At 71.9% G+C, this 14,137-nt stretch carries 12 protein-coding genes and 1 pseudogene; 11 read left to right on the top strand and 2 right to left on the bottom strand.

Annotated features, from left to right (window positions below; translation table 11 throughout):
• The first annotated feature begins 53 nt into the window (after positions 1–53).
• The 4 genes from lnt (at position 54) to ACFXOA_RS12450 (ending at position 4,531) form a co-directional block, all read left to right on the top strand.
• Positions 54–1,652, top strand: coding sequence for an apolipoprotein N-acyltransferase (lnt, locus tag ACFXOA_RS12465; RefSeq protein ID WP_385025734.1), 1,599 nt, complete (start codon positions 54–56; stop codon positions 1,650–1,652).
• A gap of 48 nt (positions 1,653–1,700) precedes the next feature.
• Positions 1,701–2,174 carry an NUDIX domain-containing protein gene (locus tag ACFXOA_RS12460; RefSeq protein WP_385025731.1) on the top strand — a complete coding sequence of 158 codons (474 nt, stop codon included), beginning with the start codon at positions 1,701–1,703 and terminating at the stop codon, positions 2,172–2,174.
• Positions 2,175–2,386: 212 nt separating this feature from the next.
• The gene (locus ACFXOA_RS12455; protein WP_385025728.1) at positions 2,387–2,809 is read left to right on the top strand and encodes a hypothetical protein; all 423 of its coding nucleotides are present in this window, start codon (positions 2,387–2,389) and stop codon (positions 2,807–2,809) included.
• Positions 2,810–3,610: 801 nt separating this feature from the next.
• On the top strand, positions 3,611–4,531 hold the full coding sequence (locus ACFXOA_RS12450) for an AEC family transporter (protein ID WP_385025725.1): 921 nt from the start codon (positions 3,611–3,613) through the stop codon (positions 4,529–4,531).
• Between the two features lie 164 nt (positions 4,532–4,695).
• Here the strand turns inward: ACFXOA_RS12450 and ACFXOA_RS12445 are convergent, their stop codons facing one another.
• Both ACFXOA_RS12445 and ACFXOA_RS12440 read right to left on the bottom strand, forming a co-directional pair.
• A complete protein-coding gene (locus ACFXOA_RS12445) occupies positions 4,696–5,712 on the bottom strand; it encodes a bile acid:sodium symporter family protein (protein WP_385025722.1) in 1,017 nt (338 codons plus the stop codon).
• A 123-nt stretch (positions 5,713–5,835) separates the two neighbouring features.
• Positions 5,836–6,474, bottom strand: a complete 639-nt coding sequence (locus tag ACFXOA_RS12440) for a DUF4232 domain-containing protein (RefSeq protein WP_385025719.1) — start codon at positions 6,472–6,474, stop codon at positions 5,836–5,838.
• A 224-nt stretch (positions 6,475–6,698) separates the two neighbouring features.
• On the opposite strand from ACFXOA_RS12440, the gene ACFXOA_RS12435 reads away from it, so the two are divergent.
• From ACFXOA_RS12435 to ACFXOA_RS12405, 7 genes and pseudogenes are all read left to right on the top strand, one after another.
• Positions 6,699–7,835, top strand: a complete 1,137-nt coding sequence (locus tag ACFXOA_RS12435) for a PP2C family protein-serine/threonine phosphatase (protein ID WP_385025717.1) — start codon at positions 6,699–6,701, stop codon at positions 7,833–7,835.
• Positions 7,836–7,894: 59 nt separating this feature from the next.
• Entirely contained in the window at positions 7,895–8,485 is a 591-nt protein-coding gene (locus ACFXOA_RS12430) for an NUDIX hydrolase (RefSeq protein WP_385025714.1), read from the top strand.
• A gap of 36 nt (positions 8,486–8,521) precedes the next feature.
• A complete protein-coding gene (locus ACFXOA_RS12425) occupies positions 8,522–10,168 on the top strand; it encodes an MFS transporter (RefSeq protein ID WP_385025711.1) in 1,647 nt (548 codons plus the stop codon).
• Positions 10,169–10,313: 145 nt separating this feature from the next.
• The gene (locus tag ACFXOA_RS12420; protein ID WP_385025708.1) at positions 10,314–11,243 is read left to right on the top strand and encodes an oxidoreductase; all 930 of its coding nucleotides are present in this window, start codon (positions 10,314–10,316) and stop codon (positions 11,241–11,243) included.
• 139 nt (positions 11,244–11,382) lie between these two features.
• A pseudogene (locus ACFXOA_RS12415) lies at positions 11,383–11,627 on the top strand (aldolase); the annotation flags it as partial.
• Positions 11,628–11,716: 89 nt separating this feature from the next.
• Complete coding sequence (locus ACFXOA_RS12410) at positions 11,717–12,280, top strand: PadR family transcriptional regulator (protein WP_385025705.1); 564 nt, start codon at positions 11,717–11,719, stop codon at positions 12,278–12,280.
• Positions 12,281–12,325: 45 nt separating this feature from the next.
• Positions 12,326–14,044: an acyl-CoA dehydrogenase family protein gene (locus ACFXOA_RS12405; protein ID WP_385025702.1), complete on the top strand. Its 1,719-nt coding sequence runs from the start codon at positions 12,326–12,328 to the stop codon at positions 14,042–14,044.
• Positions 14,045–14,137: the final 93 nt, after the last annotated feature.

The raw sequence follows: 14,137 nt of genomic DNA, 5'->3' as shown, positions 1-14,137 counted from the left end.
CGGCAGGTGGAGCGCCTGCCGCCCTCACAGCCGCCCACCGTAGACTCCGGCAGGTGAGCGCCACCATCACCACCCTCGACGACCCGTCGCCCGCCCCCACGTCCCGCGGTACGAAGCCCTGGCAGCGGTTCGTCCGGCCGGCCGCGGCCGTGCTCTCGGGCGTCATGCTCTACGCGAGCTTCCCGCCCAGGCCCCTGTGGTGGCTGGTGCTGCCCGGGTTCGCACTGCTGGGCTGGGTCCTCACCGCCCGCAGGACGCGGGCCGCCCTGGGACTGGGCCTCCTCGCGGGCCTCGGCTTCATGCTGCCGCTGCTGCACTGGACCGGCGAGGAGGTCGGCCCCGTCCCCTGGCTCGCCCTCGCCTTCGCCGAAGCGCTGTTCATCGCCATCGGCTGTGCCGGGATCACCGCGGTGTCCAGACTTCCGTACTGGCCCGTGTGGGCGGCGGCCGTCTGGACACTCGACGAGGCGCTCCGGGCCCGCGTCCCCTTCGGCGGCTTCCCCTGGGGCCGGATCGCCTTCGGCCAGGCCGACAGCGCGTTCCTCCCGCTCGCCGCGCTCGGCGGCACCCCCCTGCTCTCGTTCGCCGTCGTCCTGTGCGGATTCGGACTCCTGGAGGCCGCACGGCAGGTCCGCCGCTACCGGGCCACCCGCAGCGTGCCCCGCGCCGCCGTGATCGCCGCGGCGGTCACCGTGGCCGCCCCCGTCGCCGCGGCGCTCGCGGCCCTCCCGCTCGTGGACGACTCGCCCGAGGACGGCACCGCCACCGTGGCAGCGGTGCAGGGCAACGTTCCGCGGCTCGGGCTGGACTTCAACTCCCAGCGCCGGGCCGTCCTGGACAACCACGCGAAGCGGACGGAACAGCTGGCCGAGGACGTCGCGGCGGGCAAGGTGAAACAGCCCGACTTCGTGCTGTGGCCGGAGAACTCCTCCGACCTCGACCCGTACCGCAACCCCGACGCGCGCGAGGTCATCGACAAGGCGGTGCGGGCGATCGGCGCGCCCACCGTCATCGGCGCCGTCCTGACCCCGGACGAGGGGCCGCTGCGCAACACCCTGATCGCCTGGGACCCGAAGCAGGGTCCCGTGGACACCTACGACAAGCGGCACATCCAGCCCTTCGGCGAGTACATGCCGATGAGGTCGGTCGCGAGGATCTTCAGCAAGGACGTCGACCGGGTCCAGCGGGACTTCGGCCCCGGCACCGCGGTCGGCGTCTTCGACCTCGCGGGTACCAAGGTCGGACTGGTGACCTGCTACGAGGCCGCGTTCGACGACGCCGTACGGGACACCGTGAAGGCCGGCGGCCAGATGATCGCCGTACCCAGCAACAACGCCACCTTCGGGCGCAGCGAGATGACCTACCAGCAGCTCGCCATGAGCCAGGTCCGGGCGGTGGAACACGGCCGGGCGGTCGTCGTCCCCGTCACCAGCGGTGTCAGCGCGGTGATCAGGCCGGACGGAACGATCGTGGAGAAGACCAGGATGTTCACCCCGGACGCCCTCGTCGACGAGGTGCCGCTGCGCTCCTCGCTCACGCCCGCCACCCGTATGGGAGCCCTGCCGGAAGGGGTCCTGTCCCTGCTCGCCCTGGCCGGCCTCGGCTGGGCGACGGCCCGGTCGGTGCGCGCGCGGAAGGAGACGAGGTCCTGACCGCGGGCGGGGCGGGACACCGTCACGCGGCCACGTAGGGTCGGGCGCATGGCTACTCCAGACTTCATCCGCGAGATCCGGGCCACCGCCGGCCACCAGCTCCTCCTGCTGCCCGGGGTCACCGCCGTCGTCTTCGACGACGCCGGCCGGGTCCTGCTCAACCGGCGGGCCGACACCGGCAACTGGTCGGTCATCGGGGGCATCGCGGAGCCTGGCGAGGAGCCCGCCGCGACGGCCGAGCGGGAGACGCTCGAGGAGACGGGGGTGCGGTGCGTCGCGGAGCGTGTCGTGCTCACCCAGGCGCTGAAGCCCGTGCAGTACGCCAACGGTGACCGCTGTCAGTACGTCGACATCACCTTCCGCTGCCGGGCCACCGGCGGGGAGGCGCGGGTCAACGACGACGAGTCCCTCGAGGTCGCGTGGTTCGACGTCGACGCCCTGCCGCGACTGAGCGACTTCTCCCTGTTCAGGATCAAGCAGTCCCTCACCGACGGCCCCACCTGGTTCGCGCGCACCCCGTGAGCCGAACGGGCCCGCCTCCCCGGGACGCACCTCGACGGCCTCACCGGCGCAAGGACGAAGGAGTCTCCGGAGCCGACGTGGGCCCAAGTCGGCACACCGCCCGCGAGCTCCGCTGACCCAGCGTCCGGCCGAGTACGGACGCGGTGCCGCCGTAGGGCGGGCCTTCAAGGACATGGCGGGGTGGTGTTCGCCTGTCGGACTATCGTGATTGCATGCAGTTCGAGGCCGGCACGTTTCCTTCTCATCCGATTCGCGGGGTCCGCGCCGTGTATGCGTGGCAGAGCACCTGCCCTTCCGATTTCGCCGAGGTCGTCGTGGACTTCGAGCCGGGGAGAGCCGGCATCACCCTGGAGACAGCTCCAGCCATGACTGTTCAGGGAGACGTCCTCACTCCGGAGGAACTGTCCACCTACCGCGCGGCCATCGTGGCGGGCGTCCGCGAGGAAGTAGCCCAGCTGGTCCCTGGAACGCCTGCGGCTGTAGCGGTCGTGCTGCGCAAGATCCGTGTCCACCCAGTCGACTCCCACCCGAGGTCCTTTCATATGGTCGGGCGAGTTGCGGTGCGCAATGCGCTCGGTGGCCTGCGGCCCGCCCCGAGGCCAAGCGTGAAGCCCCCGCCAGAGTGCCGCGGGTGACAGCGCTGTAATCGCCGGCGGCACCGTAGCCCGATGGACGTGGGGGCGCTTCGCCCAGGACGGCGAAACGATCGCCGCGTGCCTCCAGACGCTGATCGTCGCTGTCACCATCATCGAGAAGAGCGGACGCCTCCAACAGCAATCTCTTCCGTGGCAACCTGAGGTTCGATTCCGCCGTGCCTTCGTCGACCGCGGCCCGTCACCTGACCACTCAGATGACGGCCTACCTGCGCTCACAGGAGATCGGGAGCGTGTATGCCAGCCTCGACCTCGCCGGGGCGGTGACAGACGGCGACCGCGGCACTGACGCCCGTCCGGGCCTCCAGCCGGCGAACGGCGTCCGGAGACGATGGTGGCCCTGGCCGTCACGTCCACCGCATCCCGACGGCGGACAGCTGCTCGATCCGTTCAGCGGTCAGCGTCGCCCGGGAGCGCTGGTTCGCGACCTGCACGACGTCCTGGCGGAACCCAAACGGATGACCGGCCTCCGCCATGGCGGAAGCCGGAGAGGCCGGCCGTCGCCCCGATGTCACCGGCGCGGTGGAGGTGAACCTCCGTCAGGCTGCCGTCCCGGCGGCACCGGCCCCCACGCGACGGCCCGCCGTGGGGCCCGCGAGAACCCCGCCCGGCACGTGATCGTAGGGTGGCCCGGGGTGGTGACCTGCGACGGGTCACGCGCGGGGCAGCGACGGCGGTGCTCCGTCGACGGGCGGACCCGGGGCCGCCCGGCCTCACGTCGTCCGGCACCACCCGGAGCCACCGTCCGCGGGAGGCCTCCACGATTCGGCGGCAAGGATTCGCATGCAGGGCGTTCTCACCGGATTCGCGGTCATCGCCGCGGTCATAGGCATCGGCTACCTCCTCGGGCGCCGCGGACACCTGGGGGACGACGGCCGTACCGTCCTCACCGGGCTCGCCTTCAAGGTCGCGACGCCCGCACTGCTCTTCACGACCCTGGCGGGCGCGGACCTCACGGTCATCTTCTCGCCGCGTCTCCTGGTCACTGCCGCGGGAACGGCCGCCACGGCAGCCGTCTTCGTCGTCGTCGGGCTCCTCAGGGGGTGGGGCGCCGGCCCGGTCACCATCGGCGCCCTCTGCTCCAGCTACGTCAACGCCGGAAACCTGGGCATCCCGATCGCCGTCTACGTCCTCGGGGACGCCTCACTCGTCGCGCCCGTCCTGCTGTTCCAGCAGATCGTCGTCACCCCGCTGGCGCTGACCGTCCTCGACCTGACCCGCCCCGGGGAGCCGCGCCCCCTGAGCCGGCGTCTGACCACACCGTTCCGCAACCCGATGGCGATCGGCTCCCTTTCCGGCGTCACCGTGGCAGCCGTCGGTTGGACCGTCCCGCAGCCGGCGCTCGAACCCCTCACCCTGATCGGCAACATGTCGGTCCCCGCGGTACTGCTCGCCTTCGGTATGTCCCTGCGGGGCAGCGGGATGCCCGCGCGCGGGGAGAACCGGCCCGCCGTCATCCTGTCGGCCGCGCTCAAGACGACGGTCCAGCCCCTCGTGGCGGTGGGGATAGGCGCGGGACTCCTCCAGCTGCGGGGTGCGGCGCTGCTGGACGTGGCCGTGACATCGGCGCTGCCCGCGGCCCAGAACCTCTACACCTACGCCTCGCAGTACCGGGTGGCCGAACAACTCGCCAGGGAATCCATACTGCTGTCCACGATCGTCTCCGTCCCGGTCCTCGTCGCGATCGCCGCCTTCCTGGGGTAGCGCGGGAGACCGTACGCGTGGGCGGCCGACGAGCGGGGAAAACGTGCCGGTCCGTCCCCGGAGACGGGAACGGGGACGGTGGCGGGACGCGGCGAGGCGCCCGCCGGGTGGGACCCCGGTCGGGCGCCTCGCGTCGTGAACCGCGCGTGGCGGTGTGCTGCCCTTCAGGCCTGCTCGGCCCCGTTCCTCGGAGCCGGGACGGCGTGGGGGGCGGCGTGCTCGTCCCGGCGCGAGCGGTGGGACATCCAGGCGGCGACCAGGGCGCCGGAGATGTTGTGCCAGACGGAGAACACCGCGGCGGGAAGCGCCGCCAGCGGGCTGAAGTGGGCTGTCGCCAGGGATGCGGCCAGCCCCGAGTTCTGCATGCCCACCTCGAAGGCCATGGCGCGGCTCGCGGGCCTGCCGAGACCGGAGAGCTTTCCGGCACCGTAACCGAGAGCGAGCCCGAGGCCGTTGTGCAGCACGACGGCGACCAGCACCGTCACGGCCGCGGACTTGATCGTGCCGGCGCTTCCCGCCACGACGGCGCAGACGATCGCGGCGATGGCCACGGACGACAGCCAGGGCATGAAGCCCAGGACCCGGTCCACGAGCCGGCCGGCGAGAAGCCGCACGACCAGGCCGCCCAGGACAGGGAGCAGCACGGTCTTGAGAATGTCCGTGATCATCGAGCCGGCGTCGACCGGCAGGTACGCACCCGCCAGCAGGAGCGTGAGCGGCGGTGTCACCAGCGGGGCCACGAGCGTGGAGACCGTCGCGACCGAGACCGAGAGCGCGACGTCACCCCGGGCGAGGAAGGTTACGACGTTCGACGCCGTGCCACTCGGCGCGCAACCCACCAGGATGAGTCCGGCCGCCAGCTGCGGCGGCAGCCCGAGCAGGTGGGCGATGGCCCAGCCGAGCCCCGGCATGATGACGTAGTGGGCGACCAGGCCGATGGCCACGGCCCACGGGCGCTTGGCCACACCCCTGAAGTCGAGCGGTGTCATCGTCAGCCCCATGCAGAACATGACGATTCCGAGCAGGTACGGAACGGACTCCGTCCAGCCGTCGAACGTGCCGGGAGTGACGAGGCCTGCGACACCCGCGAGGAGCACGAGCACGGGGAACACCGTGACGGCCCGTCGTGCCGCCTTGTCGTCGGATCCCGCTTGATCAGGGGTTATCTGTTCGGTTTGCACAGGCGCGATCACACGCCGCAGGTGGTGGCCGACGCAAGCCCGTCTCACCATGCGGTCACATGGTCCAGTATGTGTGCATCCGGTGAAGGGGTCGAGGGGCCTTCACCGCCGTGGCCACAGGCCCTACTTGCCCGAGCCGACCGGATTGACCGTGACGGGCCGGCCGGAGCCGGCGTCCACCTGGACGCGGACGGAGAGGCGCATACGGTGCGAGTGGGTCTCGTCCGGTGGCGTCACCAGAGCGGAGGTGAAGGTGGTGCCCGAACCGCCGGAGGTGGCCGGCGGGAAGTTCAGGGAGAAGTTCGTTCCCTCCCCGGGAGCGAGGGTGACGGTCCGGACCGTCCGGTCCCTGTTGCGCTCGGCGCTCACCGTCCCGTCCCGGCCCGAGAGATCCAGGCCCGGGTAACCGCGCATCGAGCAGGAGTCCGGCCCGGTGTTCTCCAGGTTGATCAGCACCTCTCCCTCCGCCATGCCCCCGGAGCTGCTGAAGGAGAGACCGGCCGTACGGCAGGTGCCGTCCGGTGCGGGGGCGGGGGCGGGGGCGGACGAGCCGGACGCCTGGCTGTCGCCGCCGGGCTCCTCCGCGCCGCCGGCCCCCGGGGTCCCGCCGGAGCCGCCCGGACTCCCGGCCGTGGAAGGCGCCCCGGTGGGGGAGGACACGGCGACGCCGGACGCCGTGTCACCCTCCCGCTCGCAGGCGGTGAGGGAAAGAGCCGCGACGACGGTGGCGGTGACAACGGCGGTGGTCTTCCCGAAACGCATGGCTTCCCCTGTCCTCGGACATCGGCTGCTCAGTACGAGCACTCACACGGGCGGTTCACGCGACGTTCCGGTCTCCGGTCGGGCACCGGACCGGAGAGCGGCCGGGGAAGCGGCGCCGCCCCGCCGTCTCCCACGGGACCAGGTGCCCGTCAGGCGCCCCGCCATGTGCGCGTACCCGTCCGACCGGGGATGCGGAGGCCCCGGGCCGGGGGCAACGTGGGGGAGTGCCGCAGCTGCTGAGAACACATTGGATCCCGGTCGGCCTCATCGTGCTGGCCGTGGTGGTCGACCTCGCCACACCTCACGACGTCACGTCCGCGCCCCTGCTCATCGCCGCGCCGGTCGCCGCGGCGCCGCTGGCCGGCGTCCGGGGGATCATCGCCGTGGGGATCACCGCGATGGTCGTCCACGCGTTTCTCGCACGGGTCGACGGGACCTTCGGCTGGCGTGCGGGAGTGGCGAACCAGATCACCCTCGCGGCCGTCACCGCGCTCGCGGTCCTGATCCACCGGATGCTGCGCCGACAGGACTCCCGCGCGCGGCGCGCCCAGTACGTCGCGGCGGTCGCGCAGCGGGCCCTGCTGCCGCGGCCTCCCGCGCGGTTGGGGGATCTGCGTGTCGACGCGCGGTACGTGCCCGCCGAGAGCGAGGCGCTGATCGGCGGAGACCTCTACGTCGTCCAGAGCACCCCCTACGGGATCCGCGCGATGGTCGCTGACGTGAGGGGCAAGGGACTCGGCGCGGTCAGCGCGGTCAGCGCCGACCTCGGGGCCTTCAGGTACGCGGCGGACGAGGCGGAGGATCTGGCGCAGCTGGTGAGCAGGCTGGAGTGGGCGCTCCTGCGCGAGGGCGGCCGGCGCGGGGGCCGGCAGCAGGAGGAGGGCTTCACGACGGCCCTCATCGCGGAGTTCTCCGAGGACCTGGAGACCGTACGCCTGGTCAACCGCGGCCATCCCCCGCCGGTGCTCATCGACACCCGGGGCGCCGCCACCCTCCTGGAGACCTCCGAGGAGGCGCCTCCGCTCGGGATGAGCGACCTGGGGGCGTGGGACACGCCGGTCGACAGCTTCGCGTTCCCCGCCGGGGCGACCCTCCTCTGCCTCACGGACGGAGTCACCGAGTCCCGGGACTCCTCCGGACGCTTCTACGACCCGGTGGGCCGCCTTCCGCACCTGCTCGGCAGACGCCTCGCCTCCGGTGCCCACGTCACGCCGGGACAGATCCTGGACCTGCTGATCCAGGACGTCGCCCGCCACTCCGGGGGCCGTCCCCACGACGACCAGGCGATGATCGCCCTGCACCGCGTCCGCGCCGGACCGGAACGCCGTGCGCGGCGCGGCCCGGCGGTCCCGGCGGTCTGACGGCCCGCGCCCGGGGCCCGGACCGTTTCGCGTGGCGGCGGCACGGACATGATCCGGTGGTGACGGAGAGTCGTGAGGCACTGACCTGGACGCTGAAGAGCGAGCGCCCTGACCCGGCCGGATATCTGACGGTCCGGCGCCGCACCTACGTACAGCCGGACGGCAAGGACTCGGACTGGGACATCCTCGACGGCGCGCCGACGGTGGCACTGGTCGCGTTCACCGAGGAGGGCCGGGGCATCCTCGTCCGGCAGTACCGGCCGGGTCCCGGCAAGGTCCTGGCGGAGCTCCCCGGCGGCATGATCGAGCCCGGGGAGGACGTCCGGCACGCGGCGGCGCGGGAGCTCCTGGAGGAGACCGGATACCGCGCGGGTACCACGCACGTCGTGATGCGGACGTACCTGGCCTCCTACGCCACCCATGTGCGATACGCGGTGCTGGCCACCGGCTGCCGCAAGGTCGCCGAACCCACACCCGACGCGGAGGAGTTCGTCGAGCCGTTCACCCTGGACGTGGACGCGTACACGGAGCACCTTCTCGGCGGTGAGTACACGGACACGGACGTCGGCCTCGCCGGGCTCGTCGCGGCGGGTGTTCTCGTCAGGAGTCCCGGGCCGCCGCCATCCGCAGTACGCGGGGTGACAGGCTGACGTGCGGCGGTTCCCTGTCCGGTCCACACTCGGACCATGCCGACCGACAAGATCCCCTCGGACCCCGGCCGGAGCGCGGCGGGCCGGCCGGGCGGACGGGGTGACGCCAACCGGACGCTGACCCTGGCGGCGATGCTCTTCGCCGTGTCGATGACGTTCATCGACCAGACGATCGTCTCCATCGCCGCCCCTCGCATCATCGACGAACTCGGCCTCTCGTCCTCGGGGATGCAGTGGGTGGTCAACGCCTACCTCCTCGCGCTCGCGGCCTTCTTCGCGCTGGGCGGACGGCTGTCCGACATCCTCGGCCACCGCAGGGTGATGGTGGCGGGCACCCTGCTCTTCGTCCTCTCCTCCGTGCTGTGCGGGTGTGTCCCCGAGGGTGGCCTCGCGCAGACGTGGCTGATCGTGTTCCGCGCGACGCAGGGGCTCGGAGCGGCGCTGATGTTCCCCGCCGCCCTCGCCGTCGTCATCGCGGTCTTCCCGGTCGACAAGCGGGGGCGTGCCCTCGCGCTGTTCTTCGGGATCTCGGGTGCGCTGACGGCGGTCGGACCTCTGCTCGGCGGATGGCTGACGGGCTGGACCTGGCGGGCCATCTTCTGGGTGAACGTACCGGTCGCCGTGATCGCCCTGGTCCTGGCCGCCATGGCCCGTATCCCCGAGACCCGTCGCCGGGAGAAGCTCGACGTCCCCGGTGCCGTCCTGATCGCCGTGGGCATGGGGCTGAGTGTCCTCGGCTTCCAGCAGGCGTCCGCGTGGGGCTGGAGCAGCGTCCTCACCTGGTTGTGCATCGTGGGCGGGCTCGCCGTGCTGGTCGTGTTCTGCCGCTACGAACTCCGGGTGGAGGAACCGCTCATCAAGCTGCGGGTCTTCAGGGACCGGGCGTTCACCGTCGACATGCTCGTCCTCTTCTTCGCGATGCTGGCGTTCGTCCCGGTGTTCTTCTTCGCCTCCGTCTACGCGCAGGTCTCGCTGAGTGCCTCCCCGAACCAGGCCGCGCTGTACCTGCTGTACTTCTTCATCGGCTTCGGGATCGCCTCCCAGTGGGGCGGGCGGATCCTGGACCGGCGGGGAGCGCGCCCGGCGATGAAGCTCGGTACGGCGCTGGGGGCCGTCGGATTCGCCCTGTGGGCGAACAAACTCACGGACCTCTCGATGCACGACCAGTGGCCGTACGCCGCGCTCGCCGGGGCGGGCATCGGATTCCTCCTCGCCCCGGCCTCCACCGATGCCGTCAACCGGTCGATCGGAGCCTCGTACGGCGAGGTCACAGGCGTCACCCAGACCGTGCGCAACTACGCGGCCAGCGTCGGCATCGCCGTCTTCGGGACGATCCTCACCCACATCACCACCGACCGGGTCGTGGAGACGCTTACGTCGAGGGGAGTGCCCGAGGGCCCGGCCGGTGACGCGGCCAGGTCGGTCGCGGAGGCCGTCACCGGAAACCCTGACGCCCAGGCCCCGTCCGGCGACGGCCGTGTCGCCGCCCTGATGCGGGATTCGATGGACGCCGTCCGGCTGGACTTCGCCGAGGCCAACCAGTGGGTGTTCTACGGAATGGCCATCGCGCTCGCCGTCGCCTACCTGTGCGCGCACCGCCACCCAGGAACCAGGGTGACCGGGGACGGCTCGGCGGACGCTGCCGGCCGCCACGGAACGGAGACCCCGGACGGGTCCCGCTGAGGACCGGACCGTGACGGTCTCACGAGCGGGGCAGAACCCGGCCGGACCCACCGCCGCGCACGCCCAACCGTCGGGGCCACCCGGCCGGCCCCGGAGTCCCCCGGGCCACAGGTGTGCGACGGCCTCCGCAGGGGAGGCGTGACCCATGCACTCCTGGAACCTCGACGACATGCCCGACCTCTCCGGCACCACCGCGGTGGTCACCGGCGCCAACAGCGGAATCGGGGCCGTGACGGCCCTCGCCCTCGCCCGGTCCGGCGCGCGGACCGTACTCGCCTGCCGTGACCACGAGCGGGGGAGCCGGGCGCTGGACGCCGTACGCCGTGCGGCACCGCGATCCGACGCGAGGCTGGTCCCGCTCGACCTCGCCGACCTCTCCGCCGTGGCCGACGGCGCCGCCCGGATCGCCGAGGAGACCGACGGCCGGCTGGACCTCCTGGTGAACAACGCCGGAGTCATGGCGCTGCCCCTGCTCCGCACCGCCGACGGCTTCGAGATGCAGTTCGGCACCAACCACCTCGGCCACTTCGCGCTCACCCACCACCTGCTGCCCCACCTCGGAACGGGAGGCATGTCGCGCGTCGTGACCGTGTCGTCGCTGGGTCACCGGGCCGGACGGATCGACTTCGGCAACCTCAACGCGGAACGCGGCTACGACAAGTGGCGCGCCTACATGCAGTCCAAGCTCGCCAACCTCCTCTTCACCGCCGAACTCCAGCGCCGCGCCGACGCCGCCCGGCGGCCGATCCTGTCGCTCGCGGCCCATCCCGGACTGTCCGCGACGGAACTCGGCCAGGCGGGCCCCCGGCTGGCGGGGCGCCCCTGGGCGGCGAAGCTGGAACGTCTGACCCGCCTCTACACGCAACGGCCCTCGGCGGGTGCGCTGCCCGTCCTGTACGCGGCGACCTTGCCCGACGCGCTCGGCGGAAGCTACTACGGGCCCCGGCTGCTGGGCGAGACCAGGGGAGGGCCCGCACCCGCCCGCATGTCCGTCCGCGCGCAGGACATGGACACCGCGCGCGCCCTGTGGGAGGAGTCGGCCCGCCTCACCGGAGTGAACCCGGACGCTCTCTGAACCCGGGCGGTCCCGGTCCCGACCGGGACCGCCCGGGTGGGGGTCAGGCGCTCGCCGGCCGCAGGTCGGCACCGCCCGCGCGCAGCCCCTCGTTGGCGGCCTCCGCGAGGGGACCGTCGGTCACGATCGTGTCGAACGCGCTGAGCGGGGCGACCCGGAACAGGCCGAGGACGTCGCCCGCCTGCCCTTCCCGCTGCGTTGCTCCAGAACCACGGGCCGGTCCTGCCGGGCCCCTCGATGACCGCTGCCGTGGAGGCCGCGGTGGAGGTCGAAGAGGTCTCCGCCCTACTTCTCGCACTGGGCGACCGCGCCCCGCGTCTGCTGACGGAGGAGGAGGCGCGGGCGCTCGGGGAGAAGTACGGCTCTCCGTGGGGCGACGGGTGACATCTTCTCCGGGGGCGGTGCGGGGTGAGGCGCGTCTCACCCCGCACCGCTCTCTTGCTATGCAACCAGTTGCATAGAACGATCGGGGCATGGCCCTCGAACACGCGATCCTCGTCTCCCTGCTGGAGCAGCCCGGGTCGGGCTACGAGCTGGCCCGGAGGTTCGAGCGGTCCATCGGCTACTTCTGGACGGCCACGCACCAGCAGATCTACCGCGTCCTCGGACGCATGGAGGGCGACGGTCTCCTCGAAGTCCGCGACGTGCCGCAGGAGCGCCGCCCCGACAAGAAGGAGTACTCCGTCGCCCCTCCCGGACGCGACGTCCTCTCCGGCTGGCTCCACGAGCCGATCGAGCCCGAGAGCCTCCGCCACGACCTCGCCGTGAAGATCCGCGGAGCCGCCTTCGACGACCCCGCCGCTTTGCTCGGGGAGGTCGAGCGGCACCACCGGGTCCACAGCGACCGGCTCACGCGCTACCTCGCGGGAGAGCTCCGTGACTTCACCGGCCCGGACGCACCCGTCCCCCTCGACCGGGGACAGGAACTCCAGCACGTCGTCCTGCGCGGCGGCATCGCCTACGAACGCATGACGATCGCCTGGCTCGAAGACGTGCTCACCACCCTGCACCGGCTCGCCGCCGCTCCGCGCGGCTGAATCCGCCCCGCATCCTCCCGCCCGTATCCCGGAAGGTGTACCACCGTGCCCGACCCGCTGCTCTTCAATCCGCGCTCCTACGACCCTGCGCACTTCGACCCCGAGACCCGCAGGCTGCTGCGCGCCACCGTCGACTGGTTCGAGGCGCGCGGAAAGCGCCGGCTCATCGAGGACTACCGTTCCCGCGCCTGGCTGGGGGAGTTCCTGGAGTTCGCCGCGAAGGAGAAGCTGTTCGCCACCTTCCTCACCCCCGCGTCCGAGGCGGAGCGGGAGGACCAGCGCTGGGACACCGCCCGGATCGCCGCGCTCAACGAGATCCTCGGGTTCTACGGGCTGGACTACTGGTACGCGTGGCAGGTGACCATCCTCGGTCTCGGCCCCGTATGGCAGAGCGACAACGCAGCCGCGCGCAGCCGAGCGGCCCGGCTGCTCGCCGACGGCGAGGTGTTCGCGTTCGGCCTTTCGGAGAAGGAGCACGGCGCCGACATCTACTCCACCGACATGCTCCTGGAACCGGACGGGGACGGAGGCTTCCTGGCCTCCGGGTCCAAGTACTACATAGGCAACGGCAACACGGCGGGCCTCGTCTCCGTCTTCGGCCGCCGCACGGACGTCGAGGGCCCCGACGGTTACGTCTTCTTCGCCGCCGACAGCCGCCACCCCGCGTACCGGCTGGTGAAGAACGTCGTCGACTCGTCGAAGTACGTCAGCGAGTTCCGCCTGGAGGGCTACCCGGTTGCCGCGGCCGACGTCCTGCACACCGGGCGCGCGGCCTTCGACGCGGCGCTCAACACGGTCAACGTGGGCAAGTTCAACCTCTGCACCGCCTCGATCGGCATCAGCGAGCACGCGATGTACGAGGCGGTCACACACGCGCACAACCGTGTGCTGTACGGCCGTCCCGTGACCGCCTTCCCCCATGTCCGGCGTGAGCTGACCGACGCCTACGTGCGACTCGCCGGCATGAAGCTGTTCAGCGACCGGGCGGTCGACTACTTCCGCTCGGCCGGGCCCGACGACCGCAGGTACCTGCTGTTCAACCCGATGACCAAGATGAAGGTGACCACCGAGGGCGAGAAGGTCGTCGACCTGCTGTGGGACGTCATCGCGGCCAAGGGCTTCGAGAAGGACACCTACTTCGCGCAGGCGGCGGTGGAGATCAGGAGCCTGCCGAAGCTGGAGGGCACGGTCCACGTCAACCTGGCCCTGATCCTGAAGTTCATGCGCAACCACCTGCTGGACCCGGTGGCGTACGAGCCCGTGGCATCCCGTCAGGACGCGGCCGACGACGCCTTCCTCTTCCGGCAGGGACCCGCGCGTGGCCTCGGGGCCGTACGCTTCCACGACTGGCGTCCCGCCTTCGACGCCTACGCCGAGCTGCCGAACGTGGCCCGCTTCCGTGAGCAGGCCGACGCCCTGTGCGCCTTCGTCGCCGAGTCGGCACCCGACGCGGAGCAGAGCCGCGACCTGGACTTCCTGCTGTCGGTCGGCCAGCTCTTCGCGCTGGTCGTCCACGGCCAGCTGATCCTCGAACAGGCCCGCTCCGTCGCCCTGGACGGGGACGTGCTCGACGAGCTCTTCTCCGTCCTGGTCCGCGACTTCTCCGCCCACGCGGTCGAGTTGCACGGCAAGGACTCCGCCACCGCCGCCCAGCAGGCATGGGCCCTCGCCGCGGTGCGCCGCCCGGTGGCCGACGAGGCCCGCTCCGCGCGGGTCTGGGCACGGGTCGAGGCCCTCTCGGGGGCGTACGAGATGGCGCCGTAGGGCCGATCGGGCAGCAGACCGGTCCGGGCCGCTTCGCTCGCGCGCGCGGGGGCATACGGAAGGTCCGGCGGCCGGATCCGGCCGGCTGCCAGG

The organism is Streptomyces sp. NPDC059166 (assembly GCF_042755185.1).
Taxonomy (GTDB): domain Bacteria; phylum Actinomycetota; class Actinomycetes; order Streptomycetales; family Streptomycetaceae; genus Streptomyces.
This window is presented reverse-complemented; position numbering and strand designations above follow the sequence as displayed.